Source organism: Candidatus Nitrotoga sp. AM1P (genome assembly GCF_013168275.1).
Lineage (GTDB): Bacteria > Pseudomonadota > Gammaproteobacteria > Burkholderiales > Gallionellaceae > Nitrotoga.
Map to the genome: position 1 here is coordinate 2700968 of NZ_AP019547.1, position 26508 is coordinate 2727475.

Here is a 26508-nt window from a genome sequence, read left to right on the forward strand (position 1 = left end):
AAAATTAAAATGAGGAAACCATGAGATTCCAATATTTTTACCCAGTGCTGGCTGCCAGTTTCATACTTGCTTTGTTTTCTTCGCTTGCTGTAGCCAAAACACCGGAACAAATTTTTGAACAAGTGTCGCCTTCCGTTGTGGTGGTGGACATCTTCGATTCGAAGGATGAATTCATAGGGCAGGGCAGTGGCGTGGTGATAGGCACCGGCCAGGTTATTACTAATTGTCATGTTGCGAAAAGAGGCAAAAGCCGACAAGTACGACAATCCGGTAAAACATTTTCTGCCACTATGCAATATTCAGACCCTAGTCGGGATCTGTGTCAGTTAAATGTGCCGGATTTACAAGCTCCTCCCGTTCTTCTGGGCACAGCCAAGAAGCTTAAGGTGGGCCAGCGCGTCTATGCCATTGGCGCACCGGAAGACCTGGAATTGACCTTGAGCGAAGGACTTATCTCCAGTTTGCGTCCGCATGAAGGCTCGGACTATATCCAGACCTCCGCCGCGATTTCTCTCGGCTCCAGTGGTGGTGGGCTATTCGATGACCAAGGGCAATTAATCGGTATCACCACGTTTTATCACGCGGAGGGACAAAATCTTAATTTTGCCCTGCCCGTAGATTGGATAGGGGAACTGCCGAAACGGGCTCAGGGCGCTCCGGTGGCAGCGAAAAAGAGCGGGCTGGCTTGGCTTAATCGCGTCGTTGCGCTGGAGCACAAAAAAGACTGGCAAGGCATGTTGAAGCTTTCGCAGCAGTGGGTTAAAACCGAACCGGTAAGTGCGGATGCTTGGTTTAGCTTGGGCATTGCCCACAAAAACCTCAAACAATATGAGCAGGCAATTAAAGCTTATCGAAGCGCGCTGCGTATTCAGCCGGAATATGCCGATGCCTGGAATAATCTGGGCAATATCCACAACAATATCAAACAGTATGAACAAGCAATTCATGCCTATCGGGAGGCGTTACGCATTGATCCAGAATATGCCTCTGCCTGGAATAATTTGGGTATTGCTTACGGTAATTTTAAACAATTCGAGCAAGCGATTTCCGCTTTTCGAGAAGCGGTTCGCATCGAGCCGGAAAAAGCAAGTGTCTGGTATAACCTGGGGGAGGCTTATTCCCGCTCTGGTCAGCAGGACAAAGTGCTAGAGATTTATCAAACCCTACGTAAACTCGATTTGCAAATAGCGAACGCGTATTCCAATATTTTTATTTCGCCTTTTGCCAAATAAGTAAGGTGGACACGCCCTGGTCTCGTGTCGATAGATTTTACACTAGGCAGTCGTAGACACGTGAGCAAACCGGAACGGATGCACATCATCAAATTAGCGTCAAAACCACTGCCGTATGATCGATAGATTTAAACCACCCCGGACGTTCCGACATCGGTCAGCCGACGCATTATCCGCTGGCACTGACGTATACTCAATTTGATCCCGTAGCAGCCCTCCAGGTGCAGCACCAAGAGCTTTCCATTCCATTCCCGCTCAGAATATCCGCATACGCGAGGTGGTTTCTGCAGGTCGAGCGCGAGGCGCTGCATCTGCTTGTCGACCAGCTTGGTGGGGCGCCCGCCAGAATGATGTTTGCGTAATCCCGCCATCCCGTGCTCATTGAGCGCATGTACCCAGCGCTCGACTGTGCGCGGATTGTTCCCAAGCCACCGCGCAACCTCATAGCAACTACGACCTTCGGCGACCAGTAAGACACAGTGCAGCCGGTGCAGGAAATGCGCCTCGTAAGACGTCTTAACCGAGGCATGATCACCTCCCGAATCCACTTTGCGCTGCTGAGGCTGAGCTTGCGCAAGGCGTCAACTTCCCTTGATGTCTGACTGCGGAATCACCATGCGGCGAAGGTTTTGTCGCATCAGGTTTTGCGGCGAATTCAATCAAAAATAAGGAATTTGCTTATTTTTATAATTTTTGCATTACCTTATTATGCCCCGATTATGTCTCACAAGCTGCTAGATGTGGGCGTAAACATTGCTTGAGAAGTCATGTCGAGAGAAAAATGTAGATCACATCGGTTTTTAGTATAGCCGCGGCGAAGGGGCGTAGCAACGAGCCGTGCCAGATTGAAATGTAGGGAGGTTGATGATGAAGACCAGACTGATGGAGGTTACAACGAACATTCTGGAGAACTCTGTGGTCAGTTTGGGCGCATGGGCTGAATGGCAGTCTGCAGCCTATAGACAACGATCGCACGAGTTCCCGAGTTTGCCACCCCCGCATGCTTGGGGTAACCATCGATTTCTCTTTAAGGAGGATTACCCATGATGTCGAAACGCTTCCCAGTTATTGTTGTATTCGTTGCCACCTGCCTGCTGGGCGCGCCATTACAGACCAGCGCAACGGCGATAGCCAACAGCATGCTGGAGTTCAAGAATTTGTCGATCACTCCTACGGCGGGAGGGATTTCGCTTGATGGGTCTTGGTTTTTCGAAACCTTCGCCCATGCGGACAACAGCCTCAGCCAGATCGACGAGAATTTTACGCCGGGAAGCTCTCCCGGCACAGTCAGCGCGTCAGGGGCGGTAACCTGGGCGAGCGCGACAGGCACTGCCAGTGCGCCGAATGCCCCGTCTGACTTCCTCGTTTCCGGTTCGGCGCAATCGGACGTCAACCTTCCCGGCCCCGGAGCGGCGGCGGCATTTGGCAAAAGCCGTAGTACGCTGTTCAATTCTTTCACTCTCAGCGGTGGCGGCCCCAACGTGGATGTCCAGTTCGCGATCGATATCTCCGGCCTGCTCAACGTTATGACCGATGCCTTCGGGATGTTTGCGCAAACGCAAACGGTGTTCACCCTTGAAGTCGATGGCACTCCAATATTGTTCCAGAACAACTTTCTAAGTATCGGGCCTGGCGATTCAGATACGCAATCGTTTTCGACGCATCTCTCGAACACTGTGACGCTCGCCGCTTTTGACCTTGACGGCTCGCCGTTGTCGCATTTTTTGCTGCTGGAAGCCGAAAACGACCCACGCGGAAGAATTCCCGAGCCGCCCGTCGGCCTGTTGCTAATAACTGGGTTAGTAGCACTGGCGGCGACAAGACGTCGCCCGGGCCTGCTCAGCTAGAGGCATGATGCCTGGCCCACAAGAGTAATGTTGTTGCTTCGCCTGTAAGCGCATAGAGCTAAAATCTGGAGGTGTTGTTATGGTTAAGTCGATACGATTCTTGAGCAGTCTTTGGTTGTTGATGCTTATTCTGTTTGGGTCGGCGGGTGTCGAGGCACACTATATTGGTGGCGAGCCGCCCAATCAGTGCGCGACCTGCGGCTGCGCCGCGTGTCCGGCACCTAACGTCCCCTCCTGCGGCTGTAATTCCTCGTATACCGAAGGCAACCTCGGCGACAGCTACAACGGCGGCGCAACAGTCAGCAGCGCCTTTGGTCCCACGCTGAATTTCAGTGCTGCCTATAACAGCAAGCAGGCTGACGGCTCGCAGTCGCGCAGTAACACGGTGATGGGCTACGGCTGGACGCACAGCTACAACACGCTCCTGTTTTCTCAGCGTGGACATATGTTCAGGCTGGGTTCCGATGGGCGGGTAACCAAGTACGCGCTGGGTGTGGGGGGTAAGTATACGGTTACCCCGGGTTACTTCGAGACGCTGGTGAAGAATCCAAACGGCTCATTTACCCTGCGGCAAAAGGAAGGTACCACCTACCTATTCGCACAAGTGCCCGGCACGCCGTTCTTGGTTGAAGGGCCGGTGTGGCGATTGATCAGCATCACCGACCGCAACAACAATATCACGGCATTCACCTATATCGCTGGCAAACTCACACAGGTCACCGACACCTATGGGCAGAGCCTCACGTTTAGCTACACCGGCAATCTCCTCACGCAGGTAACCGATCCTCTGGGACGTATCACGCGCTTCACCTATTCGGCCGGAACGCTTGTGCAGATCACCGACCCCGAGAACAAGTCGGTGAAATACACCTACAACTCGCTGGCGCAAGTTATTCGCAAGGTAGACAAGGATGGCAGGGTCTTTACCTATCAATACAACGGCGCGCAAAAGCCGGTAAAGATAACCGACAGGGGCGGTAATCCGGTTCTGTCGATGACCAACATCAACAACTGGGCCACCGACGAGACAGTACTCGCCATGAATCTGTTGCGCCAGTATGTGCCATCGACTACCAGCAAGACCGATGGGCGTGGCAACGTGTGGCGCTATCAGTACGACAAGAACGGCTATATCACCAAGCTCACTGCCCCGGACGGCGCCATCACCAGCTACATTTACGATGCGGCGACCCTGCAAGTGGCAAGCATGACCGACGCCAACAACCACACCACGAGTTACCTATACGATTCTCAAGGAAACCTGAAGAAGCGCACCGACCATCTGGGCTTCGTCACGAGCTACACCTACGAGCCAGTATTCAATATGATGACCAGCATGACCGACGCCAACGGCCGCACCTCGGTCTATCAGTACGACGCCAGCGGCAACCGCATCAAGGAGACCGACCCGTTAGTCGGCACGCGTGAATGGAGCTACGACTCTCACGGCAATGTGTTGACCGAGAAGGACAAGAACGGCAATGTCACGACTTACCAGTACGACGCCGTCGGCCAGCGCACCAAGGTGACCGACGCGGTGGGCAACGTCACGACGATGACCTACGATGCGGTGGGCAACATGATCTCGCGCACCAACGCGCGCGGCTTCACCACGAGCTACCAGTATGATGGATTGAATCGCCTGGTAAACGAGATCCGACCCGTTGGCGATCCGCTGCAGGCCGACACCAGTTTTTTCTACGACGGTCAGGGCAACCGCGTGGAGGTGATTGACCGCAACGACAATAGTACGATCTATCAATATGACCTGCGCCAGCGCTTTGTCAAGACCACGGATGCGCTCAAGACCGTCAATGCGCCGCTCGGTCAAACGATGAAATACACCTACGACGGCAACGACAACCGCCTCTCTGCTACCGACAAGAACAACCACACCACAACGTTTGAATATGATGTCCAGAATCGCCTGGTCAAGACGATCGATGCGATCGGCAACATGACGACGATGACCTACGACGGAGTTGGCAATCGGCTTACCGAGACCGACGCCAACGGTCATACCACGAGCTACCAGTACGACGCGCTGAACAGGATGGTGAAAAAGACCGATGCCGAGATGAACATCACGCAGATGTTCTACGACATGGTAGGAGGTTGCCTTGGATGCTCCGGCCCAACCAGGGGGTCAAGTCTCATAACCAAGCAGATTGACGCCGAAGGCAAGGTGACCTACTTCAAGTACGACGGTCTTGACCGGCTTATCATCCAGAATCGCAAGCAGACCGACGTTGCCGATGCCATCGACAGTGATGACGCGGTGACGCGCTACAGCTACGACGCACAAAGCAACCAGCTCACAATGACCGAGCCCAACGGCAATGTGACGAGCTACGTCTACGATGCATTGAACCGCCCGGTGAAGCTGGTTAACGCTGCCGGCGATACAACTAGCACGACTTACGATCAGAACAGTAACGTCAAGACCGTCACTGCGCCGAATCTGAACGTCACGACCAACACCTACGATGCGCTCGATCGCCTAACCCAAGTGGGCGACTCGGTTGGTCTTGTTGCCACCTATACCTACGACGCGGTGGGCAACCGCCTCACGCAGAAGGACGGCAACGGCAACGGCACCACGAACACCTATGACACGATCTATCGAATTACCAATGTGACCGACGCGCTGGGTAAAAGCACGCATTACGACTACGACGCAGTCGGCAACCTGCTGAAGCTCACCGACCGCGAGGGTAACGCCACGACCTATGTCTACGATGATATCAACCGGCGCACGCAGACGACCGATGCCCAGCCATTCGTCACTACCTACGAGTACGACGGCGTAGGCAATCTGAAGAAAATCAACGCGTTCAATGACACTGAAGACCCTGTCGACCCGCCACAAGTCACCTCTTATGACTATGACAATATCAACCGTCTGATCAAGGAAACCTACGCGGACACTCGCATGCGAACCTTTACCTATGATCGTGTGGGCAATCTCAAAACCCGCACCGACCAGAAGGGGCAGGTGACCAGCTACGACTACAGCGATCTGTACTTCCTCACCCAGCGCGACTATCCGACAAGCGTCGATGACAACATGAGTTATGACCTTTCGGGGCGGCTGCTGAGCGCCGAGCGCGGCAGCTGGTTGGTCACCTATATCTACGATGGCGCTAACCGGGTCACCACCACAGTTCAAAACGGCAAGACGCTCAATTACGCCTACAACATTCCTGGGCGCACACGCACTGTGACCTATCCGGGCGGGCGATCGATCACCGAAGCCACCGACCCGCGCAGCCGGCTGGACAAGATCGACGATGCGGGCTCGCCGCCGCCGATCGTGCAATACAGCTATGACTTGGGCGATCGGGTAGTTTCCCGCGCCTACCGCAACGGAACCACAGCAAGTTACAGCTACAACGCTAACAACTGGATCACGAGTCTGGATCACGTCAAAGCCGACTTAACCCGAATCGCCGGTTTCACCCACGCCTTCGACAATGAAGGCAACAAGCACTTCGAGAACAAGCTTACGGATACCTCCGGCTCGGACACCCGCTCGGAGGCCTACCAGTATGATAAGATCTACCGGCTGATCGACTACAAGGTCGGCACGCTCGCGGGCTCGACAGTTCCCGTGCCGACCACCCAGACGCAGTACACGCTCGATGGCGTCGGTAACTGGAAAATCAAGACCAAGGACGCGATCCCCGAGATCCGCACCCACAACGCGGTGAATGAGATCACTGCCATCAACGGCGCACCTGTCGTCTCAGATTTCAACGGCAACACGAGCGAGGACACACTGTATAACTATGCCTACGACGAGGAGAACCGGCTCACTGCAGTGACGCGCAAGTCAGACAGTAAACTGGTGGGGCAGTATCAGTATGATGCGCTCTCCCGGCGGGTGAAGAAGATCGCCGATCCGGCACTCGGGCCGCCCACTCCCACCGAGACCCGCTACTTCTACGACGATGCGAGGATTGTCGAGGAGCAGAGCGCCGCCGGCCTAACACAGACGACCTACGTCTACGGCAACTATGTGGACGAGATTCTGACGATGGATCGTGCCGGCCAAACCTACTACTACCATCAGAACAGCCTGTGGTCGGTGGAGGCGGTGACAGACAGTGCAGCTAATGTGGTGGAGCGCTACGCCTACGACGTCTACGGTCTACCTGCAATATTCAATGGCGTCGGCGCAGCGGTAGCGCCCAACCCATGGGGCACGCCGCACAGCACAACCGGCAACCCGTGGATGTTCACCGGACGGCAGCTTGATGAGGAGACCGGCATTTACTTCTATCGGGCTCGATACTACGACACAGTGAATGGACGGTTTTTGCAGAGAGACCCGCTTGGCTATGGAAATGGAATGAACCTTTATGAATTCGTACGGAGCAATCCCAGCAACTGGCTCGATCCCACGGGGATGGCCGTGGGGTGTCCGTATAGTTTCTTCGGAACGAAGGTCGCTACCTCAGCATTTGGGAATGACCTATGGAACTGCACCAAATCCAAGCTCAAGAAGACCTATACACACGAGACGGAGGTGGAGGTCAGCACCGAAATTGGATCCGAATTGGGGGGCAAGGGCGCCAAGCTTTCGTCGAAGATCGGCGTGTCCACGAAGCACAAGGAGGGGGAAAGCGAAGAAGTCGAACTAGGGTGCTGCGAGTGCGTGAAGTTCGAATATAAATTCTCCTGCGAGTGCGTGCCTGGATATACCCGAGCGTTTTTTGGCGGCTTAACCCTTTTCGTTGGTTTCCTCGCTTGGGACGGGGGGTACTGGGAGTGCAAGAAGACCGGTGAGGGCTTGGTCAACTGTAACATAAAGATGCACTGCCCCAATTGCTGAACAGGCCAACCCGTTCTTTCAGGTGATCGCGGCTCGCTACGAAAAAAGCCTCCGAAGCACGCGTTCAACGCTTGAATTGAGTGGCGCGCGGTTTTTGACGCGCCCCGCTCGAATGCAGAGTCAGGTTGCGATTTCAAGATATTCAACGATGCTTGTCGGCTGTGGAATGGGTAAGCCATCTTCAATAAGACCTTCGATGTGACATTCAATTGCTTCACGAATTTCACGCTCAATTTCTTCGACGGTGAAACCAGTCGCGACGCAGCCAGGTAAATCTGGGACGTAGGCTGAGTAGTTATTTTCTGTTTTTTCGACAACGATTGCGTAACGCATATGTTATTTTGATCCGGCACGAATTGAACTTGACTGCCGTTCGTGCTGAGCTTGTCGAAGCATAAGAAGCCATTCACATTTCGACAAGCTCAATGCGAACGACTTCTTGGATAAACGGTGCCGGATCAATAATGGCGCAGCAAGTCAACGTCGGCAACAATGCCAACAGTACAAAAAACGTCATTCCTGCCAAGTTTCTGTCGTTCCCAAAGATTACGTCTATCGAGGAAGCGCAGCGGACGTAACGTTACGTGGCGGACTCGATCACGATGTTGCGACTGCGCTTGAGCGTGGCACTCGCAAGAATTCTCGGCCATTGTTCTCACTGCAATTGGTCAAGTTTATGGTTATATTTATGACACAGTAAGGCTAGCGGGAGGCACGCTTACGATCTTGTTCAGTAAGATGACGCTTACGCACACGTATGGACAGCGGCGTGATTTCCACCAGCTCGTCGTCATCAATAAACTCAACAGCAGATTCCAGCGTCAGCTGAATTGGCGTGGTCAAGCGCACTGCTTCATCCGTGCCGGAGGAACGCACATTAGTCAGTTGTTTGCCTTTAATCGGATTAACCACAAGGTCGTTATCGCGACTGTGTATGCCAATGACCATGCCTTCATACAATTTATCTCCGGGGCTGACGAACATGCGGCCACGATCTTCTAATTTCCATAAGGCATAGGCCACGGCTTCGCCATTGTCTTGAGAAATCAGTACTCCGTTATGGCGACCTGGCATATCCGGCTTGACCGGGCCGTAGTCGTCGAATACGTGCGAAATAAGGCCGGTGCCACGGGTCATGGTCATAAAATCACCTTGGAAACCGATCAAGCTGCGTGCCGGAATACGATATTCCAAACGCACGCGGCCTCTTCCATCCGACTGCATATCCTGTAAATCGCCGCGCCGACGACCCAATTCTTCCATCACTGCACCCTGGTTTGTCTCATCAACGTCCACAGAGAGCATTTCATACGGCTCACATTTTTCACCGTTAACTTCACGAAACACTACGCGCGGTTTAGATACTGCTAATTCGAAGCCTTCTCGACGCATATTTTCCAGCAGAATGGTCAAGTGCAATTCGCCACGTCCCGACACCAGGAAAGAATCTGTCTCACCGGTGTCTTCCACACGCAGTGCCACATTGACCAACAATTCTTTAGTCAAACGATCTTTAATCTGGCGGCTAGTGACGAACTTGCCTTCTTGTCCAGCCAAAGGGGAGTTGTTCACTTGGAAGGTCATAGTTAACGTAGGCTCATCCACTTTAGGCATGGGTAAAGCTTCGGGCTGGTTAATGTCGGCCAAGGTAACGCCAATACCGATATCTTCGATACCGTTGACCAGAATGATGTCGCCAACGCCCGCTTCTTCCATTTGTACTCGCTCGATACCGCGGAAGCCCAGGACCTGATTGACCCGCGCTTTCTTCGACGGTTTATCGCCATTCAGTACCATAACTTCTTGACCGGGCTTAATTCGCCCCCGCGAAACGCGTCCAACACCGATGCGTCCAACAAAGCTGGAATAATCCAGTGCAGAAATTTGGAATTGCAGCGGTCCGTCCATATCGCCAACCGGCGCCGGCACATGCTTTAATATGGTATCGAACAATGGGCGCATATCTGTGCTCGGATTCGCCAAATCCAATGTCGCGTAACCATTCAACGCCGAGGCGTAGACTATCGGAAAATCCATTTGTGCGTCGGTTGCGCCAAGCTTATCGAACAGGTCGAAAGTGTGATCCACTACCCATTCTGGTCGCGCACCGGGACGGTCAACCTTGTTAATTACTACGATAGGACGCAAACCCAGTGCCAGCGCTTTGCGCGTAACAAAACGGGTTTGCGGCATTGGACCTTCTACCGCATCTACCAGTAACAACACGCCGTCCACCATTGACAGAACGCGTTCCACCTCACCGCCAAAGTCGGCGTGTCCTGGCGTGTCCACGATGTTGATATGTACGCCTTCATATTCCACTGCGCAGTTTTTTGCCAGAATGGTGATGCCTCGTTCCTTCTCGATATCGTTACTGTCCATCACGCGCTCAGTGATATGCTGGTGCGCGGCGAAAGTGGCCGTCTGGGAGAGCAGCTTGTCCACCATGGTGGTTTTGCCATGATCAACGTGGGCAATGATGGCGATATTACGGAGTGCGCGCGACATGTTTACGACCTAAGCTAGATAAAGGGCGCGCATTCTAGCATAAGGACACCTCTAAATATTGGAATTCATTCCAAACTACTATTTGAATAAAAATTATTGCAGCCTATTTTTCAGCTACCAAGGCATATCCAGATTTATTTTCTGGCTATTGTTGCTTAGTTGTGTATAATGCGCCCCTCGCTGCGAAATTCGTGCAGCGTTGGCTCATCGTTTTCTGACCTCTGGCGTCTCTGACGCGTCTTGCTTTTACCGGTTAGCGACGATGTTTTGCGCTGGTAGAGTCTATGATCTCCCTACTAAATTTTATTGTGTGGCTTTAGCCACGCATGCGCTTTGATTTAATCATTAATTAAGGAACAATCGTGCCTATTGAAAACACAGCTGCACCTATTAAAGTTATTACCTTTGCCTCTCTGGGATTGAATCCCTTAATCCTCAGTGCTGTAGAAGAATCCGGCTATACCGTACCCTCGCCCATTCAAGCCGAAGCTATTCCCGAAGTGATGGCGGGCCACGATCTGATGGCGTCTGCCCAGACGGGTACCGGCAAAACTGCTGCTTTCATACTGCCAGCGTTACACCGCATCGCCGAACCTGCTGCCGTGCGTAGCAAGGGTCCGCGCGTGCTGGTGCTGACTCCGACGCGCGAATTGGCGCAACAGGTTTCAGACGCCGCCACTAAATACGGCAAGAACATGCGCCTGAAAGTAGTGAGCATTCTCGGTGGCATGCCTTACCCGCTACAAAACAAACTGCTATCCAGCCCAGTAGATATTCTGGTGGCTACTCCAGGCCGTTTGATTGATCACATCGAGCGTGGCCGTATTGACTTCTCGCGTCTCGAAATGTTGGTGCTGGACGAAGCCGACCGTATGCTGGATATGGGTTTCATTGATGACGTGGAGCGCATCGCCGCAGCCACCCCGAACACACGCCAAACGCTGCTATTCTCGGCCACACTGGATGGTGTAATTGGTAACCTGGCAAAACGGTTGCTTACGAATCCAAAGCGCATAAGCGTTGCAGCTACGCAGGCACGTCACGAAAACATCGAACAACGCCTAATGTATGTGGACGACATGGCACACAAGGGGCGTTTGCTGGATCACTTACTGCGTGATACGGACTTGAACCAGGCATTGGTATTCACCGCTACCAAGCGCGATGCTGATGCTTTGGCTGATAAACTGCTGTCCCAAGGACATTCCGCCGCCGCGCTACATGGTGATATGAACCAGCGCGAACGCAATCGCACTTTGGTTAACTTGCGCCGTGGTCAAGTGCGTATTTTGGTGGCGACTGATGTGGCCGCACGTGGTATTGACGTTCCGGGTATTTCTCACGTAATCAATTTCGATCTGCCCAAGGCCGCCGAAGACTATGTACACCGGATTGGCCGCACCGGTCGCGCCGGATCTTCCGGTATCGCAGTATCGTTTGCATCCAACCGCGATGCCGGAAACCTGCAAAAGATCGAACGCTACACCGGACAGAGCATAACCGCTCATATCGTTGCCGGTCTGGAACCTAAATTCAAACCGCGTTCACAGCCTTCTAACACGCGTGGAAAGCCCGGCGGATTCGGACGTCATACTTCCCCTGACAGTCGTCATGGTCATCCTGATGGCGTTCGACGGGAAGGTCAATCGCACAATCGTTTTGGTGACAATGCACCTCGGCGCAATGGGAACACCGGCAACACGAGTCCTGCTGGCCAAGAACGTCGTCCGACAAGCAGCTTCTCTGGACGTAATCACAACAGCGGTAACCGTTAAGCATTAAACGATTTTTCGCTAAAAGCAAAAAGGCATGCCGAGGCGTGCCTTTTTTGTTTTTGCGGGTAATCGTACTGTTGGGCGCCTTTAAAATTCAGAATTTGTTCAAATACCGAGGGTGAAAGAATTTGTGAGCATCTGCTGCTTGCTTCAGTTTCGTATTGCAATAGCTCGGAATTTAATCGTCTAACTAGACAGGCTGTGCGGCAGATTGCTTGGATAGCTGAATTTTTAGAGGTGTGCTGTTGTGCTGGCAGTCGCTATCCACTATGCTTGCCACCGTTTATTCTTAAAATCTAAGCAATTATGCCCGTCAGTATCAAGAATCCTCAGGAAATAGAAAAAATGCGCGTCGCAGGCCGCTTGGCTAGCGAAGTGCTGGACTACATCACACCATTTATACAAGCTGGCATTACTACTGGCGAAATTGATCGCCTTTGCCATGATTACATGGTGAATATTCAACAATGTATTCCGGCGCCGCTCAATTACGCGCCACCAGGGCATACACCCTATCCAAAATCCATTTGTACCTCAATCAACCATCAGGTATGCCATGGTGTGCCGGGTGAAAAAAAACTCAAGAACGGCGATATCCTGAACATTGACGTCACCACCATCAAACAAGCCTATCACGGCGATACCAGCCGCATGTTCCATGTCGGCGAAACATCCATTCAGGCAAAACGGTTATGCGAAATTACTTATCAGGCGATGTGGCGAGGCATCCGTGTGGTTAAACCCGGCGCATATTTGGGCGATATCGGTCACGCCATTCAGAGTTTCGTTGAAGTGCTGGGCTATAGTGTGGTACGCGAATTCTGCGGCCACGGCATCGGTAGGGTATTTCACGAAGAGCCACAGGTGTTGCACTATGGTAAGCCTAAAAGTGGGTTGAAACTCGAAGCGGGTATGGTCTTCACCATTGAACCGATGATTAATGCAGGCAAGGCGGGTATCACTCAACTCGGCGATGGTTGGACTATCGTGACCAAGGATCACAGTTTGTCGGCTCAGTGGGAACACACCATTTTGGTAACTGAATCTGGCTTTGAAGTGTTGACTGTTTCTGCTGGATCTCCGCCTCCGCCACCTTAATTAAATACGCCGTGCAAAGCGCCACTGAAATCCGTCAGAGCTTGCGTGCTGCACGATTATTCCTGCAACAGGATTATGAACGCCACGCGCAGCCTGCCCGCCTGCTGCATGCCCACGCCAAGCTGGTAGATGAGCATTTACGCGCGGCATGGCAATTTCTCGTCATGCCGTCAAATCTGACGCTCATAGGTGTGGGTGGCTATGGGCGTAGCGAGTTATATCCCAAGTCTGACATTGACCTGCTCATATTGTTGCCGGAGGAACCGGATCCAGCATTGCAACAACATTTGCAGGAACTGGTTGGCCTGCTGTGGGACATTGGCTTGGAAGTCGGTCACAGTATTCGTACCGTTGCACAATGCGTAGAGGAATCGATCGATATTACGGTACAGACCAATCTATTAGAAGCACGTTTAATTATTGGCGCACCCCAACTGTTTGAGGAAATGGTCAGCACGCTGACACAACACCTTGATCATCGTGCTTTCTACCTTGCCAAGCAAAATGAACAACAGCGGCGCCACGCTCGCTTCATCGACGCGGACTACAACTTAGAACCCCATTTGAAAGAAAGCCCGGGTGGCCTGCGCGATTTGCAGACCGTGTTGTGGATTAGCCGCGCCTGTAATTTGGGCGACACCTGGCGTGAGCTGGCCAAGGCGGGCATGATTACCGAGCCTGAGGCACGCGCCATCGCGCGTCATGAAGCGCTGCTACAAAACCTGCGCATTCGCCTGCATTATTTGGCCGGGCGGCGTGAAGATCGCCTGCTATTCGATTATCAGACTGAACTGGCGAAACAAATGCACATCGCTGTTACAGGTGCACGTCGTGCCAGCGAACACATGATGCAGCGCTACTACCGCACTAAACAAGCGGTACTACAACTTAATGACGTGCTATTACAAAACTTGCATACACACCTGTTTCCCGAAGCGAGCACAGTACATCCACTAAATGCCCGCTTCATAACGCGTGATGATTTGCTCGAAGCACGTGATGAAGCTCTGTTTGAACGCGAACCATCTGCCATTATGGAAAGTTTCCTGTTACTGGAACAACATCCACACCTGAGCGGATTTTCCGCCCCCACTTTACGTGCTCTGTGGCGGGCACGTCATAAGATAGACGCTGCATTTCGACGCGATTCACACAATCGTGCATTGTTCATGGCTATCCTGCGCCAGCCACACGGCCTAACCCATGCGCTGCGACGTATGAATCAAAATGACATTCTGGGTCGCTACCTGCCTGCGTTTGGTCGCATCGTCGGGCAAATGCAGCACGATCTGTTTCATGTATACACTGTAGACGAACACATCCTGATGGTGGTGCGCAATCTGCGTCGCCTAACCTTGGCAGAACACGCGCATGAATACCCCTTGTGTAATAAGCTCATCAAGGATTTCGCGCGCGTCGAGATGTTGTATATCGCCGGGCTGTTCCACGACATCGCCAAGGGGCGCGGCGGCGACCATTCAATATTGGGATGTGCGGACGCGGCACGCTTCTGCAAACAACACGGGCTGACGCAAGAAGATACTGAACTGGTGGTATGGCTGGTCGAGCATCATCTAACCATGTCCACCACCGCACAAAAACAAGATTTGTCCGACCAGGATGTGATCGCGGCCTTTGCAGCAAAAGTAAAAAATGATCGTTATCTAGTAGCGTTGTACCTGCTCACTGTAGCCGATATTCGTGGCACCAGCCCAAAAGTGTGGAATGCCTGGAAGGGCAAATTACTCGAAGATCTGTTCTGGGCAACGCGCCGCTATATGGTTGACGGTAAAATTGCCGATCAGGTCGGTGAAATCCGCACCCGCACACTCGAAATACTAAGCTTGTATGCGATTGATTCTGAAATACATGAAACACTCTGGGCGCAATTAGACCCAGAGTATTTTCTGCGCCACGAACCGCAGGAAATTGCCTGGCACACTCGCCTGCTGGCACATCAAGTCAATAGCGATACAGCCATCGTCAAGACACGTCTAAGCCCCCTCGGGGAAGGCATTCAGTTGATGGTCTATAGCCCCGACCAGCCTTATATTTTTGCGCGCATCTGCGGTTTTTTTGAGCGATTGAATTACAACATCATGGAAGCAAAGATCCATACCACTCAGCACGGTTATGCGCTGGATAGCTTTCTGGCAATGGATGCAGGCAATAGCAAGCCAGCATATCGCGATGTAATGAATTACATAGAGTATGAATTATCACGTGAGATAGCCACTGCCGATGAACCCGCTGTACCAAAATCCGCGAGAATATCCCGCCAGCTCAAACATTTTCCCATCGCATCTGAAGTCAATATAACGTCAGATGAAAAAGGCAATTATCTGCTTTCCATTATTGCCGGCGACCGCCCCGGTTTGTTGGCGCGTATCGCACATGTGCTGGCGCGGCATGGCATAGCAATACGTAGCGCCAAAATCAATACGCTTGGTGCACGCGCCGAGGACTCCTTCCATATAGCCAGCGCAGCGTTAATTCAACCGCAGACAATTACAGCGCTACGCGAAGAACTGTTACGACAAATTTCTTAAACGCTATGCGGAGAATACGTAATATGAGAGAAAGACCAAGAAAACGGCCGTGGCAAGTGATACATCTTTTTCTCGCTTGCTTTAATAAGTGCAGGTTCAGGAATTGCTCATGCCGATATCTCTGACACGAATTCAGCAACATCTCTCCGCTCAAAATACCTGGCATTGCAGGAGACACTCAGCCACAACCAGTTCCAATTACCGCTTAATCTGGATTCCAGTCAGACTTCAACGGACTTAAAGGGCGACATCTATGCACTCATGGATTATCCCTTTGCGACGGTAAGTACAGCGCTTAAGGGAGCAACCCATTGGTTGCGACATCCTGATTCTGCATCTCAATGTTAAATACTGTCGCGAATCGGGTGACAAACCAGGCAGCAACCTCACGGTATATATCGGCAGGAAAAATGAGCAGCCGCTGAGTATTGCCCCCCGATTAGAATTCGAATATCGGGTTGGTTCCACATCGTCGGATTACCTCCAGGTTTTTCTGGACGCAGATAAAGGTCCATTCGGCACTAAAAATTAGCGCTTCATGCTGGAAGCAATTCCTCTAAAAGAGGGTGGGACATTTATCCATCTATCATATTCGTATGCCTATGGCTTTACCGCAAAGCTTGTAATGCAGGCCTACCTGAAGACGTTGGGAAGCGACAAGGTAGGATTCACCGTCATTAAAAAGCTGCCGGACGGCAAGCCCCTCCATGTCCGCGGTATACGTGGCGCACTGGAACGCAACACCGTGTGCTATTTTTTGGCAATAAATGCTTATCTCGGCGCTTTATCCGCGCCACCTCAGCAACAACTGGAAAAGCGCCTGCGGGACTGGTTTGCGTCCACTGAGGGTTACCCACTCCAGCTACATAAGCTGGAGCAGAACGAATATTTAGATATGAAACGCAAGGAGTATAAGCGTCAGCAGGTTGGAGGTTAACTTGACAATTTGTCTATCGAAATTACGATTTCTGCTTACCCCTACCCATGTCTACAAACTATAATTGCGCACCACTTTATCTTTGTAAATTTATGAATAACTCAATATCCCATTTGTTGGTTGTACTGCTGCTCGCCGGCTATACAAACCATGCTCTCAGCGCAGATACTCCGTCAGCACCAGCCACATCTGCTGTGACGCAAGTTGCAGTACCTCCTGCTGCCCTGCCATCTCTATTCGTACGTCGCCAAGCCAGACGCCCAGCTCCCGATGCGGTAATCAGCTTAAAAAACCCTTCGTTCAATCCTGACAAGCTAGGCAAGATGAGTGCTTGGGTAGAGATTGAGCATGGTTCAGGCAATTCCTATACCTTTGTGGCCGATTCGGAAAATGCGCTTTCCATCCCGAGTAGTGCGCGAATCAGGCGCCATGGCTCTGAGCCTTATGGTTTACTCCAGCAATCGATCGGCGTCCATCCTTCATGGTACAACAAGACAGTACGGCTTTCTGGATCGCTTAGAGGCGTGGACATCAGCGGAGCTGGCGGCGCACTCATCCTCCGTGCAGATGACGGAAGTGGTCAAATCCTGGCTTGGAATTTCATGCAGAATGCCCGTGTGAAAGGCACGCAAGACTGGAAGCAGTACACTATCGAACTCAAAATCCCGCCTTCTGCCTATTCTCTGATAGTAGGCGTCATGCTGGAAGATGGTGGAACGCTGTGGGCGGATAACCTGACGATCGAATTGATCGATTAAGTTATGTTGTTGCTTGCTGTTGTTCGAGGGAGTTCAACAAACCTTTCTCATGCAGGTGCAAGCATGGACATCCGCGTGCAACGCAATGATAGGCCGATGGTGGCCTTAGCCGTTGTTCATTTGCTCACGCCTTCAACTTCACGTTTGTACGCGTCATGGGAGAGGTCCGCGTCTTTGAGGCAACGATCTCGCTCTTGAGCGTCGGGGCGCTTGATGCATTCCGACCTTTGGGCATTACGGCCTGCAGCGTAAAGTTGTTCTGAAGAACAAGCTGTAGTCAATGTGCTGGCCAGTAAAACGGTGAAGAGCATCTGCAGTTTCATAGATTTTATTCCTTTGTGCTTACGGTCGCGGGGTGGGAAAACCGGAGAGATAACCTGTAAGCGTAGCTTGCAGGTGGTACGTGTTGACCGCGAGGTTTAGTCATCGAATTGCACCTTTTGTTCTAAGGCGGCGGTAAGATTTCAATAGCAGACAACAAGAATTTTTATTATTTCAATTTCAATTGCGTCACCGTTTGGATAACGTAAAAATGAAGGTTGTATGCCTAAAGTTGAGTATTTTTAATGAATGTATAATACTAAGCTGGTTAATCTAGCAAGTGGCTGTAGGGCAGGGCTGTTTGTCTGCCCCCAAACGAATCAACCCAATAATACATCAGGAGAATTCTTATGAAGCTTTTTTATTCACCCGCTGCCTGCTCTCTTTCTCCTCATATTACTCTGCGCGAACTGCAGCTTCCTTTTGAACTGGTGAAGGTGAATCTCGCTACTAAGCATGAGGAAAATGGGGCTGATTACTTGACGCATAATCCTAAAGGTTATGTGCCTGCACTGTTGCTCGACAACGGGGAGCTACTCACGGAAGGCCCTGTCATTGTTCAGTATCTGGCCGATCTCGTCCCCGAAAAGAAACTTGTGCCTGCGAACGGCACGATGGAGCGCTACCGCCTGCAAGAAATGCTTAACTTCATTACTTCTGAACTTCACAAGGGGATGGGTGCGATGTTCAAACCACAACTGCCAGCGGAATGGCGGGTGGTGGTGGTTGAAACTCTCGGTAAACGCATGGATTTTCTCTCCAGGCATCTCGAAGGTAAGTCGTGGGTGATGGGCGAAACGTTTACGGTGGCAGATGCTTATCTGTTCACCGTGTTGCGTTGGTCTGATATTTTGAAGTTTGACATGTCGGCTTGGCCGGAACTTAAGGAATATGTGGCTCGTGTAGCTGCCCGCCCCGCAGTGCAAGCGGCGCTTAAGGCGGAAGGATTGAAGTAACTGCTCAAGGTAACCGCATTAAAAAATACGATAAGGTGTGCCTACCTTGGCAGCTGTCGATTTAGAAATGATTTGTTTTTTAGATACGGCCCGAGATGGTGGGGCGCGCCATCGTCATTCAGGGCAATGGATGCGTATTCCATCCATCAAGGTTTGACGAAGCGAAATGCGAATTTGTCGGTCGGTATTTCCATATCGAAATAAACTTGATTGCGAGGATCAGACGGATTGCGAAGAAAGTTGTTTTCTTGCTCAAGTCGAAAACCGGCTTTTTGAAGCTCTTCCAAAACGATAGCTTGGTCAATACGATGGAGCCTCTTTGCCGAGGCAATATCAGTGCCCGCTTGGGTGGAGTGGTCGATCACGATGAGGTATCCGCCAGACTTCAACGCTTTGAATAACCGCTGGTTTAATCTGATACGACGGGCAACCGACAGGTAGGCACTGTTGTGATAATTCATGATGTTGGTAATCAAATCTAGTTTTGATCCATCATTGGGTATGGGGTCTTCGAAAGGGCGTATTAGCGACACAATGTTTGGCTGGGGGTGATCGGCCAATCGTTTGATGAAAGTTGGCCTTTGCTGGTCTCCTTGCGCCCATACTGTTCCGGTGTTCCCAACAACCAGCGCAAGCAGTTGTGCTGTGTACCCGTTGCCAGTCGCGAGATCTAGTACCCGCATACCGGGTCGCACTTGGGCGAACTGCAGGAATTCAATCGGTTTGCGTGAAGCATCAGCACGCTTGTCTTCATTAGTTCGAATGGGGCTGGTAGCCGCCTGTTTGTAAAGCTCGGATAGTGTTTGCGAGTTGTTTAATTCAGGCGCGGCATATCCATTTATTCCCCATATTAATTCCCAGCATACAAAGCCAACGGTGGCGATAAGCATCAGTATCCATCGGTCACTTAAGCAGCATTGTGGAATCACAAAAAAATCTTTTCGAAATATCAAGACTGAAGATATTTTTAGCAGGTACAGCCATCTTTATTGGAGCGTGTTTGTGACAGGCATCAAGAGAACGCTAACGTTCAAACATGTGTAGGTTAGCGTCCACGTCAATAAATGTTTTTATTTATCAAGGCTTGACGAAGCGCAAGGCGAATCTGTCTGAAGGAGTTTTCATATTGAAGAAAGCTTGGTCACGAGGGTCGGACGGATTGTGCAGGAAGTTACTTTCTTCTTCCAACTGAAAACCTGCTTTCAGAAATTCTTCACCCACGACTTTTTCGTCAATGCGGTGAAGTACCTTTGCTGCTGAAATTCCACTACCTGGCTTTGCTGAGTGATCAATTATAACGAGATGTCCACCAGATTTTAATGCATTAAACAGTCGTTGGTTCAGTTTGGTACGGTCAACGGGTTTATAGGCGATATCATGGTAGTTCAGGATGATGGTAATTAAATCCAACTTGGGTATACCACTGGGTATGGGATCTTCGAAAGAGCTTATTACCGGAACGATATTCGGCTGGGGATGATCGGCCAATCGTTTGATGAGCGCTGGCCGTTCTTGGTCTCCTTGTGCCCATACGGTTCCTTTGCTCCCAACAACCAGCGCGAGTAGCTGCGAGGTATTTCCTCCGCCTGCTGCAATATCCAGTATCAGCATACCCGGCCGCACTTGGGCGAACTGCAGAAACTCTACTGGTTTGCGCGTTGCATCAGCACGCTTGTCATCACTGGTACGTATTGGGCTGTTAACCGCCTGTTGGTAACTTTCGTTTACAGCTTGCAAATTATCCCATTGAGGCGAGGTATATCCGTTAATTCCCCATGTTAAACCAAAGCTGGCGATTAACGCCGGTAGCCATCGTCCAGTTACGCAGTATTTTGTTGTTAACATGAAGATTCCTTTTAAAAGTATTGTTAAGTTGTGATGATACCGTATTCATACATCTGCAAATCCAGATTTGATAAAAGTGTAACTTAATTATATAAATTCTTAATCATTACGATGACATCAGTTAACCGTATTTTTTGCTCTTTACTTTGGCTTGATTGAGTAAGTATTCAGAAACTGCGCGTTGTAAGCCAATCTGATTCATGTCTATTAAGTTTAATCCTGAACAGCCAAAGTATGAAGTTTAAAGCAGAGACTCAAAAAAGCTAAACGAAAAAACAAGTCGTTTGATTCTGTTAAACTACAACTATTCTTGGTAAATATTCTTGGCAAAATTTAAAAACTCAGTACATGCTGGTGTTTTTAGCTAAAAAATGATCACTTGAATGGTCGGGTTCGCTTTATTCATGCAGAAGTAATAATCGATTTAGCGTTTCCTGATAGTGTTTGGGACAGGAAAAGGCCCTTATACCTCTTCGGCCACATTTGAGGTATTCTTCTTCAAGATAGAATGTGCTGCACTAAGTCAATTTCGAATTATTACCTACATTTCTATATTTGTTTATATGCGTTTAATAATCATACTATTGGTCAATTTGCTGCTTGTCCCGTTCTCTAACGCGTGGGCGGATGACGTTGTTAAGAACGATGTGTCTATGTTTTCCAAGGCCGACGAGGGCTTGCGTGCTGAATTACTTCTTTACGCCATGAGTTTGATTGGTACGAGTTATAAATTAGGCGGACAGTCTTTTGATACTGGCATGGATTGCAGTGGCTTCGTGCGCCACGTTTACAGCATAGCGACTGGAATATTGCTACCTCATAATGCACGAGCCATTAGTCGGGCTGGTATGAAAATTCATCGGGCTGAACTTCAGCTGGGTGATCTGGTTTTTTTTAATACGATGAAGCGCACCTTTTCCCACGTTGGCATCTATCTGGGTGACAATCGATTTGTTCACGCATCCAGCAGCAAATCCGATAGTGTGATGGTCTCTGACATGGGAGAGCGATATTGGGTGAAACGCTTTAATGGCGCGCGGCGCATCCTTTAGTCTAGTTCAGGATGACAGTTGAGGCCTCTCAAGAATAACAAATTACAGAGAGCATGTTTTCATCGTATTGGAAAATAATGATCACTTATGGTTAACTGGTGCATGCTTGGTTTTCTTCTCATTTAATTCATCTAACTGACACTTTGGAGTTTAAAGAAATGGACAAATGCCTGTCGTTTTTACATCGTTTTTCTGGCATTTTTGCCGCTACTACCATGCTAACGGTGGCAATGACTACTTACGCGGCTAATGAAATTGTGGTTTATACGGCTCGTAACGAACAGCTCATCAAACCACTATTCGACGCCTACACCAAGGAAACCGGCACCAGCATCAAGTTCCTCACGGATAAGGAAGGGGCGTTACTACAAAAGCTTAAAGCGGAGGGAGCCAATACTCCGGCTGATATGCTGATTACGGTGGACGCAGGTAACCTGTGGCAAGCAACCAAGCTGGGGCTGTTGCAGCCAGTGCAATCCAAGACGTTGTTAGATAATGTTCCCGCACATCTGCGTGACCCGGCTAATCAGTGGTTCGGTTTGTCGGTGCGTGCTCGCACCATCATTTACAACAAGGACAAAGTGAAACCAGATGCACTTTCTACCTACGAAGATTTGGGTAATCCAAAGTGGAAAGGGCGTCTATGTTTACGCACTTCGAAGTCGGTGTATAACCAATCGCTGGTGGCGATGATGATTCAGGAATACGGGGAACCTAAGACTGAACAGATAATAAAATCCTGGGTGGCTAACCTGGCCACGCCTCCTATATCCGACGATGCCCGAGCGATGGCCGCAGTGGCCGCTGGCCAGTGCGATATAACGGTGGTCAATACTTATTATTTCGGTGGTTTGATGAAGAAAAAACCCAATCTTCCGCTGGCGATTTTCTGGCCAAATCAGGATACGAAAGATAGCGGCGTGCATGTGAATATTTCTGGTGCAGGCATCACTCGCCATGCTAAACATCAAGCAGAGGCAGTCAAGTTTCTTGAGTGGCTATCTTCGGAAAAAGCGCAGAATCTGTTTGCTGATGTAAACATGGAATTTCCGGTCAATCTTAAGGTGAAGCCTGATGCTACGGTTGCGGCTTGGGGCGAATTCAAGCAAAACCCCCTTAACGTGGTTAAAGCGGGTGAATTGCAAACCGCTGCAGTTAAATTAATGGATCGTGCTAAATATAAATAAGTAGCTAAATGCAGCAATTGCCTATATCTACTGCAAAAGCGCCCATTGTGGGCGCTTTTATTTTTAAATTTCGTTTGCCCAGCGGTTGGGTTTTAGCGGCATTGTTGATTGCTATGCTGACCTTGGTTCCAGTTGTTGTAGTGCTTAGCTCATTGCTGACGCCGGAACGAGAAATCTGGACGCATCTGGTGGAATATCAGCTGCCACAATTGCTGACCAATACTTTCTGGCTAGTATTGGGGGTGGGGTTAGGTGTAGCAATATTGGGGGTCTCCCTAGCGTGGCTTACGGCTGTATGTGAGTTTCCAGGGCGCAAGCAGTTTTCCTGGGCACTATTATTGCCGCTGGCGATTCCCGCTTATGTGACGGCATTTGTCGCTATCGGCCTGCTTGATTTCACCGGACCGGTACAAACCCTGGCGCGAGAATGGTGGGGGCCGATTGAGTTCCCCTCAATACGCTCAAGGGGCGGTGTTATTGCGGTGATGACCTTAGCGCTCTATCCCTACGTTTATCTGATTGCTCGAAATGCTTTTCTCACCCAAGGTAAGCACGCGCTGGAAGTAGCACAGTCCTTGGGATTGTCGCCTGCCGTCGGGTTTTTTCGGGTGGCCCTGCCGATGGCGCGGCCTTGGATCGTGGGCGGCATGATGTTGGCCCTGATGGAAACCTTGGCGGATTTTGGCACCGTGGCGGTATTCAACTACGATACCTTCACTACTGCTATCTATAAGGCGTGGTTCTCGCTGTTTTCGCTTCAAGCTGCTTCGCAACTAGCTTCACTGTTGATTGTGTTCGTGTTGGTGGTGTTGTTGGCAGAGCAGCAGACCCGCACACGCATGCACTATACTCAGACTGGCAAACACAGCGTTCAGGCTCGCATTTTTCTTACGGGTGCTCAGGCTTGGTTGGCTACCGGTTTTTGTTTGGTAGTGCTGGCACTGGGATTTATCATACCTATTACCCAGTTGTTGCTTTGGGCGTCGGAAGTAGTGGAGCAAGATTTAGATGTACGATATTTGGATTTTTTCTGGCATTCGTTGGCGTTGGCTGCTTTGGCCGCGCTATTGTCAGGGGCAGTTGCCTTATTATTGAGCTATAGCGCCCGCCAGCATCCTGGTTTGCTGTTACGTATGACGGCACGTATCGCCACTATTGGTTACGCGCTACCGGGGGCGGTGCTGGCGGTCGGGGTATTCATTCCGGTGGCATGGCTGGATAATCGATTTGTGGCTGCGGGCTGGGTGCAATCGCCACTGTTGCAAGGCTCCTTGATGGTAATGCTTCTGGCATATCTGGTGCGCTTTCTGGCGGTGGCCCACAGTCCGATAGAAAGTCAAATGCATCGCATTACCCGTAGCGTGGATGAGGCTGCGCGCAGTTTGGGTGTGTCTGGTGTCAGCTTAATCGCCCGGGTGCATTTACCAATCTTGCGTGGCGGCCTTTTAACAGCGGCGGCGCTGGTATTTGTGGACGTGATGAAGGAAATGCCGATTACGCTGATGACGCGACCGTTTGGCTGGGATACTCTGGCAGTGCGTGTGTTCGAGATGACCTCGGGAGGCGAGTGGAACCGCGCTGCATTACCCGCTGTGGCGCTGGTACTGGCTGGGCTTGCACCAGTCGTTGTGCTGACTAAATATCGTTCAAAATAGCTCGGGTGTGTTGGGTTCAGGTTTAAACAAAGGCAGGGCATCTTGATTCCATAAAAAGTTAGAAGAAATTTCTAATGTTCGGGATCCTTGGGGAGGTTTCTGAGTTTATAGCTATGTGGTTGAATAAATAAAAAAGAAAATTGAAGACTACTCATCATGCTACTTGAACTTAAACACGTCAGTCAGTCTTACGCCGCACGCAAAGTATTGCGCGATCTCTCCTTTGCACTTAATGCGGGCGACATCGGCTGCCTGCTTGGCCCATCTGGATGTGGCAAGACCACTGTACTCCGTGCTATCGCCGGATTCGAGCCTATTACGGGTGGTGAAATTGTGCTTAATGGTGAGCGAGTGAGTGCACCCGGTTTTATTGTTCCTGCCGAGAAGCGTCGTATTGGCATGGTGTTTCAGGACTATGCTCTATTTCCACATTTGAATGTAGCCGCTAATGTGGGCTTTGGTTTGCATGGGCAATCCCGCGTTGAACGTAATAAGCGCGTGGAAGAGTTGTTGCACACAGTAGGTCTGGCAGGGAGCGGTCATGCTTATCCGCATGAACTGTCCGGTGGCCAGCAGCAGCGCGTGGCATTGGCTCGCGCGCTCGCGCCTTGCCCGAACCTATTGTTAATGGACGAGCCGTTTTCCAATCTGGATGTTGAGTTGCGCGAACGACTTTCGCTAGAGGTGCGCGATATACTCAAACAACAGGGCGCTACCGCTATTATTGTCACTCATGATCAGCATGAAGCATTCGCCATGGGCGACATGATAGGGGTAATGCATGATGGCGAGATTCAGCAGTGGGACAAAGCCTACAACTTGTACCATCTGCCCGAGAACCGCTTCGTTGCAGATTTCGTTGGTAAAGGCGTTTTGCTGCCGGGGAAGTTACTCAACGCTAACCAGGTTGAAATCGAGCTGGGTACATTGTCTAGCAAAACTCCTGGTGCCTACTCTACCGTAGACTGTAATGATGGCAGCAACAAAAAGGGGTGTGAGGTGGAGGTATTGCTACGCCCGGACGATATTATCCATGACGACGCAAGCCCCCTCTTAGCTCAAGTTGAGCACAAGGCGTTTCGCGGTGCGGATATTCTTTATACCTTGCGCCTGCCTGGCGGCAACCGCGTGCTTTCGCTGGTACCGAGCCACCATAACCATGCCATCGGTGAGTGGATCGGAATCCGTTTGGAGGTGGATCATGTGGTGGCTTTTCCTCTTATTAAAAGTGCGGCGTCCTGAAGCAGGCTTGTTCTTCCGTTTAGGACGCCAGATTTAAGCCACTCTCTTAATCTAATGCTTGTTTAAAAAGCCAAAAATATACTCTTTGTCCTTGAATTTTATTTATGTTTTGTGTGGGCAATTGACCTTACTACAGTCAGCATAAAGATAAAGCGCATGGTCACGGATCGTGAAACCAAGCTCATCGGCTATTTTTATTTGGCGTTTTTCGATTGCTGAGTCGTGGAATTCTTCAACCCGACCACATTGCAAACATATTAAATGGTCATGGTGCCCACCTTTATTAAGCTCGAACACCGCTTTGCCAGTTTCAAAGTGGTGACGGACAAGCAGTCCTGCTTGCTCGAATTGTGTGAGAACACGATATACCGTTGCCAGACCGACATCGAGCCCCTCTCCGATAAGCATTTTATAAACATCTTCGGCGCTTAAGTGCCGTACCTCGGCATTTTCGAACAGGTTGAGGATTTTTAGGCGCGGTAGCGTAGTCTTGAGGCCGACAGTCTTGAGGTCGTTTGGTGTAGTCATTAGGTTATCCTTTAAAAAATTATTAAATTGAGTTTCACTCTTTAAAAATACATGGTATGAATATTTTGCCATTGATAGCCGCATCATGCCAGAAATGGCTGTCTACTGGCTTTTCTTGATGCTCTAACTTAAATAATTTTTTCGGCCTGATATTTTTGCATGAAGCTACAGGGATGGATTTGGT

At 50.5% G+C, this 26508-nt stretch carries 21 protein-coding genes; 14 read left to right on the plus strand and 7 right to left on the minus strand.

Annotated elements, in window-relative coordinates:
• The first annotated feature begins 20 nt into the window (after positions 1–20).
• A complete protein-coding gene (locus W01_RS12300) occupies positions 21–1232 on the plus strand; it encodes a tetratricopeptide repeat protein (protein ID WP_173055125.1) in 1212 nt (403 codons plus the stop codon).
• A gap of 128 nt (positions 1233–1360) precedes the next feature.
• Here the strand turns inward: W01_RS12300 and W01_RS12305 are convergent, their stop codons facing one another.
• Positions 1361–1780 (minus strand): helix-turn-helix domain-containing protein, encoded by a 420-nt coding sequence (locus W01_RS12305; protein WP_173055127.1) that lies wholly within the window; start codon positions 1778–1780, stop codon positions 1361–1363.
• A gap of 495 nt (positions 1781–2275) precedes the next feature.
• Between W01_RS12305 and W01_RS12310 the strand changes: the two genes are divergently transcribed.
• Complete coding sequence (locus W01_RS12310; RefSeq protein ID WP_173055129.1) at positions 2276–3079, plus strand: hypothetical protein; 804 nt, start codon at positions 2276–2278, stop codon at positions 3077–3079.
• 121 nt (positions 3080–3200) lie between these two features.
• Complete coding sequence (locus W01_RS12315) at positions 3201–7913, plus strand: RHS repeat-associated core domain-containing protein (protein WP_242007088.1); 4713 nt, start codon at positions 3201–3203, stop codon at positions 7911–7913.
• 120 nt (positions 7914–8033) lie between these two features.
• Here the strand turns inward: W01_RS12315 and W01_RS12320 are convergent, their stop codons facing one another.
• Positions 8034–8246, minus strand: a complete 213-nt coding sequence (locus W01_RS12320; protein WP_173055133.1) for a type II toxin-antitoxin system HicB family antitoxin — start codon at positions 8244–8246, stop codon at positions 8034–8036.
• Between the two features lie 92 nt (positions 8247–8338).
• Here W01_RS12320 and W01_RS12325 point away from each other — a divergent pair, with 92 nt between their 5' ends.
• Positions 8339–8491: a hypothetical protein gene (locus tag W01_RS12325; protein WP_173055135.1), complete on the plus strand. Its 153-nt coding sequence runs from the start codon at positions 8339–8341 to the stop codon at positions 8489–8491.
• 124 nt (positions 8492–8615) lie between these two features.
• Here W01_RS12325 and typA read toward each other — a convergent pair whose 3' ends face one another.
• Complete coding sequence (gene typA / locus W01_RS12330) at positions 8616–10421, minus strand: translational GTPase TypA (protein WP_173055137.1); 1806 nt, start codon at positions 10419–10421, stop codon at positions 8616–8618.
• Positions 10422–10819: 398 nt separating this feature from the next.
• Here typA and W01_RS12335 point away from each other — a divergent pair, with 398 nt between their 5' ends.
• From W01_RS12335 to W01_RS12355, 5 genes are all read left to right on the plus strand, one after another.
• Complete coding sequence (locus W01_RS12335) at positions 10820–12196, plus strand: DEAD/DEAH box helicase (protein ID WP_173055964.1); 1377 nt, start codon at positions 10820–10822, stop codon at positions 12194–12196.
• A gap of 306 nt (positions 12197–12502) precedes the next feature.
• Positions 12503–13294: a type I methionyl aminopeptidase gene (map, locus tag W01_RS12340; protein WP_173055140.1), complete on the plus strand. Its 792-nt coding sequence runs from the start codon at positions 12503–12505 to the stop codon at positions 13292–13294.
• 11 nt (positions 13295–13305) lie between these two features.
• Entirely contained in the window at positions 13306–15843 is a 2538-nt protein-coding gene (locus W01_RS12345; RefSeq protein ID WP_242006963.1) for a [protein-PII] uridylyltransferase, read from the plus strand.
• Between the two features lie 538 nt (positions 15844–16381).
• On the plus strand, positions 16382–16780 hold the full coding sequence (locus W01_RS13950) for a hypothetical protein (RefSeq protein ID WP_198421288.1): 399 nt from the start codon (positions 16382–16384) through the stop codon (positions 16778–16780).
• Between the two features lie 92 nt (positions 16781–16872).
• Positions 16873–17538 (plus strand): hypothetical protein, encoded by a 666-nt coding sequence (locus tag W01_RS12355; RefSeq protein ID WP_173055142.1) that lies wholly within the window; start codon positions 16873–16875, stop codon positions 17536–17538.
• Between the two features lie 116 nt (positions 17539–17654).
• On the opposite strand, the gene W01_RS12360 is transcribed toward W01_RS12355, so the two are convergent.
• Positions 17655–17849 (minus strand): hypothetical protein, encoded by a 195-nt coding sequence (locus tag W01_RS12360; protein WP_173055144.1) that lies wholly within the window; start codon positions 17847–17849, stop codon positions 17655–17657.
• Positions 17850–18209: 360 nt separating this feature from the next.
• Between W01_RS12360 and gstA the strand changes: the two genes are divergently transcribed.
• On the plus strand, positions 18210–18815 hold the full coding sequence (gene gstA / locus W01_RS12365; protein ID WP_173055146.1) for a glutathione transferase GstA: 606 nt from the start codon (positions 18210–18212) through the stop codon (positions 18813–18815).
• A gap of 146 nt (positions 18816–18961) precedes the next feature.
• Here gstA and W01_RS12370 read toward each other — a convergent pair whose 3' ends face one another.
• Entirely contained in the window at positions 18962–19705 is a 744-nt protein-coding gene (locus W01_RS12370; protein ID WP_173055147.1) for a class I SAM-dependent methyltransferase, read from the minus strand.
• 187 nt (positions 19706–19892) lie between these two features.
• Positions 19893–20660, minus strand: a complete 768-nt coding sequence (locus W01_RS12375; RefSeq protein WP_173055150.1) for a class I SAM-dependent methyltransferase — start codon at positions 20658–20660, stop codon at positions 19893–19895.
• A gap of 563 nt (positions 20661–21223) precedes the next feature.
• On the opposite strand from W01_RS12375, the gene W01_RS12380 reads away from it, so the two are divergent.
• From W01_RS12380 to W01_RS12395, 4 genes are all read left to right on the plus strand, one after another.
• Positions 21224–21712 carry a C40 family peptidase gene (locus W01_RS12380; RefSeq protein ID WP_173055152.1) on the plus strand — a complete coding sequence of 163 codons (489 nt, stop codon included), beginning with the start codon at positions 21224–21226 and terminating at the stop codon, positions 21710–21712.
• A gap of 215 nt (positions 21713–21927) precedes the next feature.
• Positions 21928–22899, plus strand: coding sequence for an extracellular solute-binding protein (locus W01_RS12385; RefSeq protein WP_173055968.1), 972 nt, complete (start codon positions 21928–21930; stop codon positions 22897–22899).
• An 8-nt stretch (positions 22900–22907) separates the two neighbouring features.
• Positions 22908–24554 (plus strand): ABC transporter permease, encoded by a 1647-nt coding sequence (locus W01_RS12390; protein WP_173055154.1) that lies wholly within the window; start codon positions 22908–22910, stop codon positions 24552–24554.
• A 156-nt stretch (positions 24555–24710) separates the two neighbouring features.
• Positions 24711–25796 carry an ABC transporter ATP-binding protein gene (locus tag W01_RS12395; protein WP_173055156.1) on the plus strand — a complete coding sequence of 362 codons (1086 nt, stop codon included), beginning with the start codon at positions 24711–24713 and terminating at the stop codon, positions 25794–25796.
• A 102-nt stretch (positions 25797–25898) separates the two neighbouring features.
• Here the strand turns inward: W01_RS12395 and fur are convergent, their stop codons facing one another.
• On the minus strand, positions 25899–26324 hold the full coding sequence (gene fur, locus W01_RS12400) for a ferric iron uptake transcriptional regulator (protein WP_173055158.1): 426 nt from the start codon (positions 26322–26324) through the stop codon (positions 25899–25901).
• Between the last annotated feature and the right edge of the window lie 184 nt (positions 26325–26508).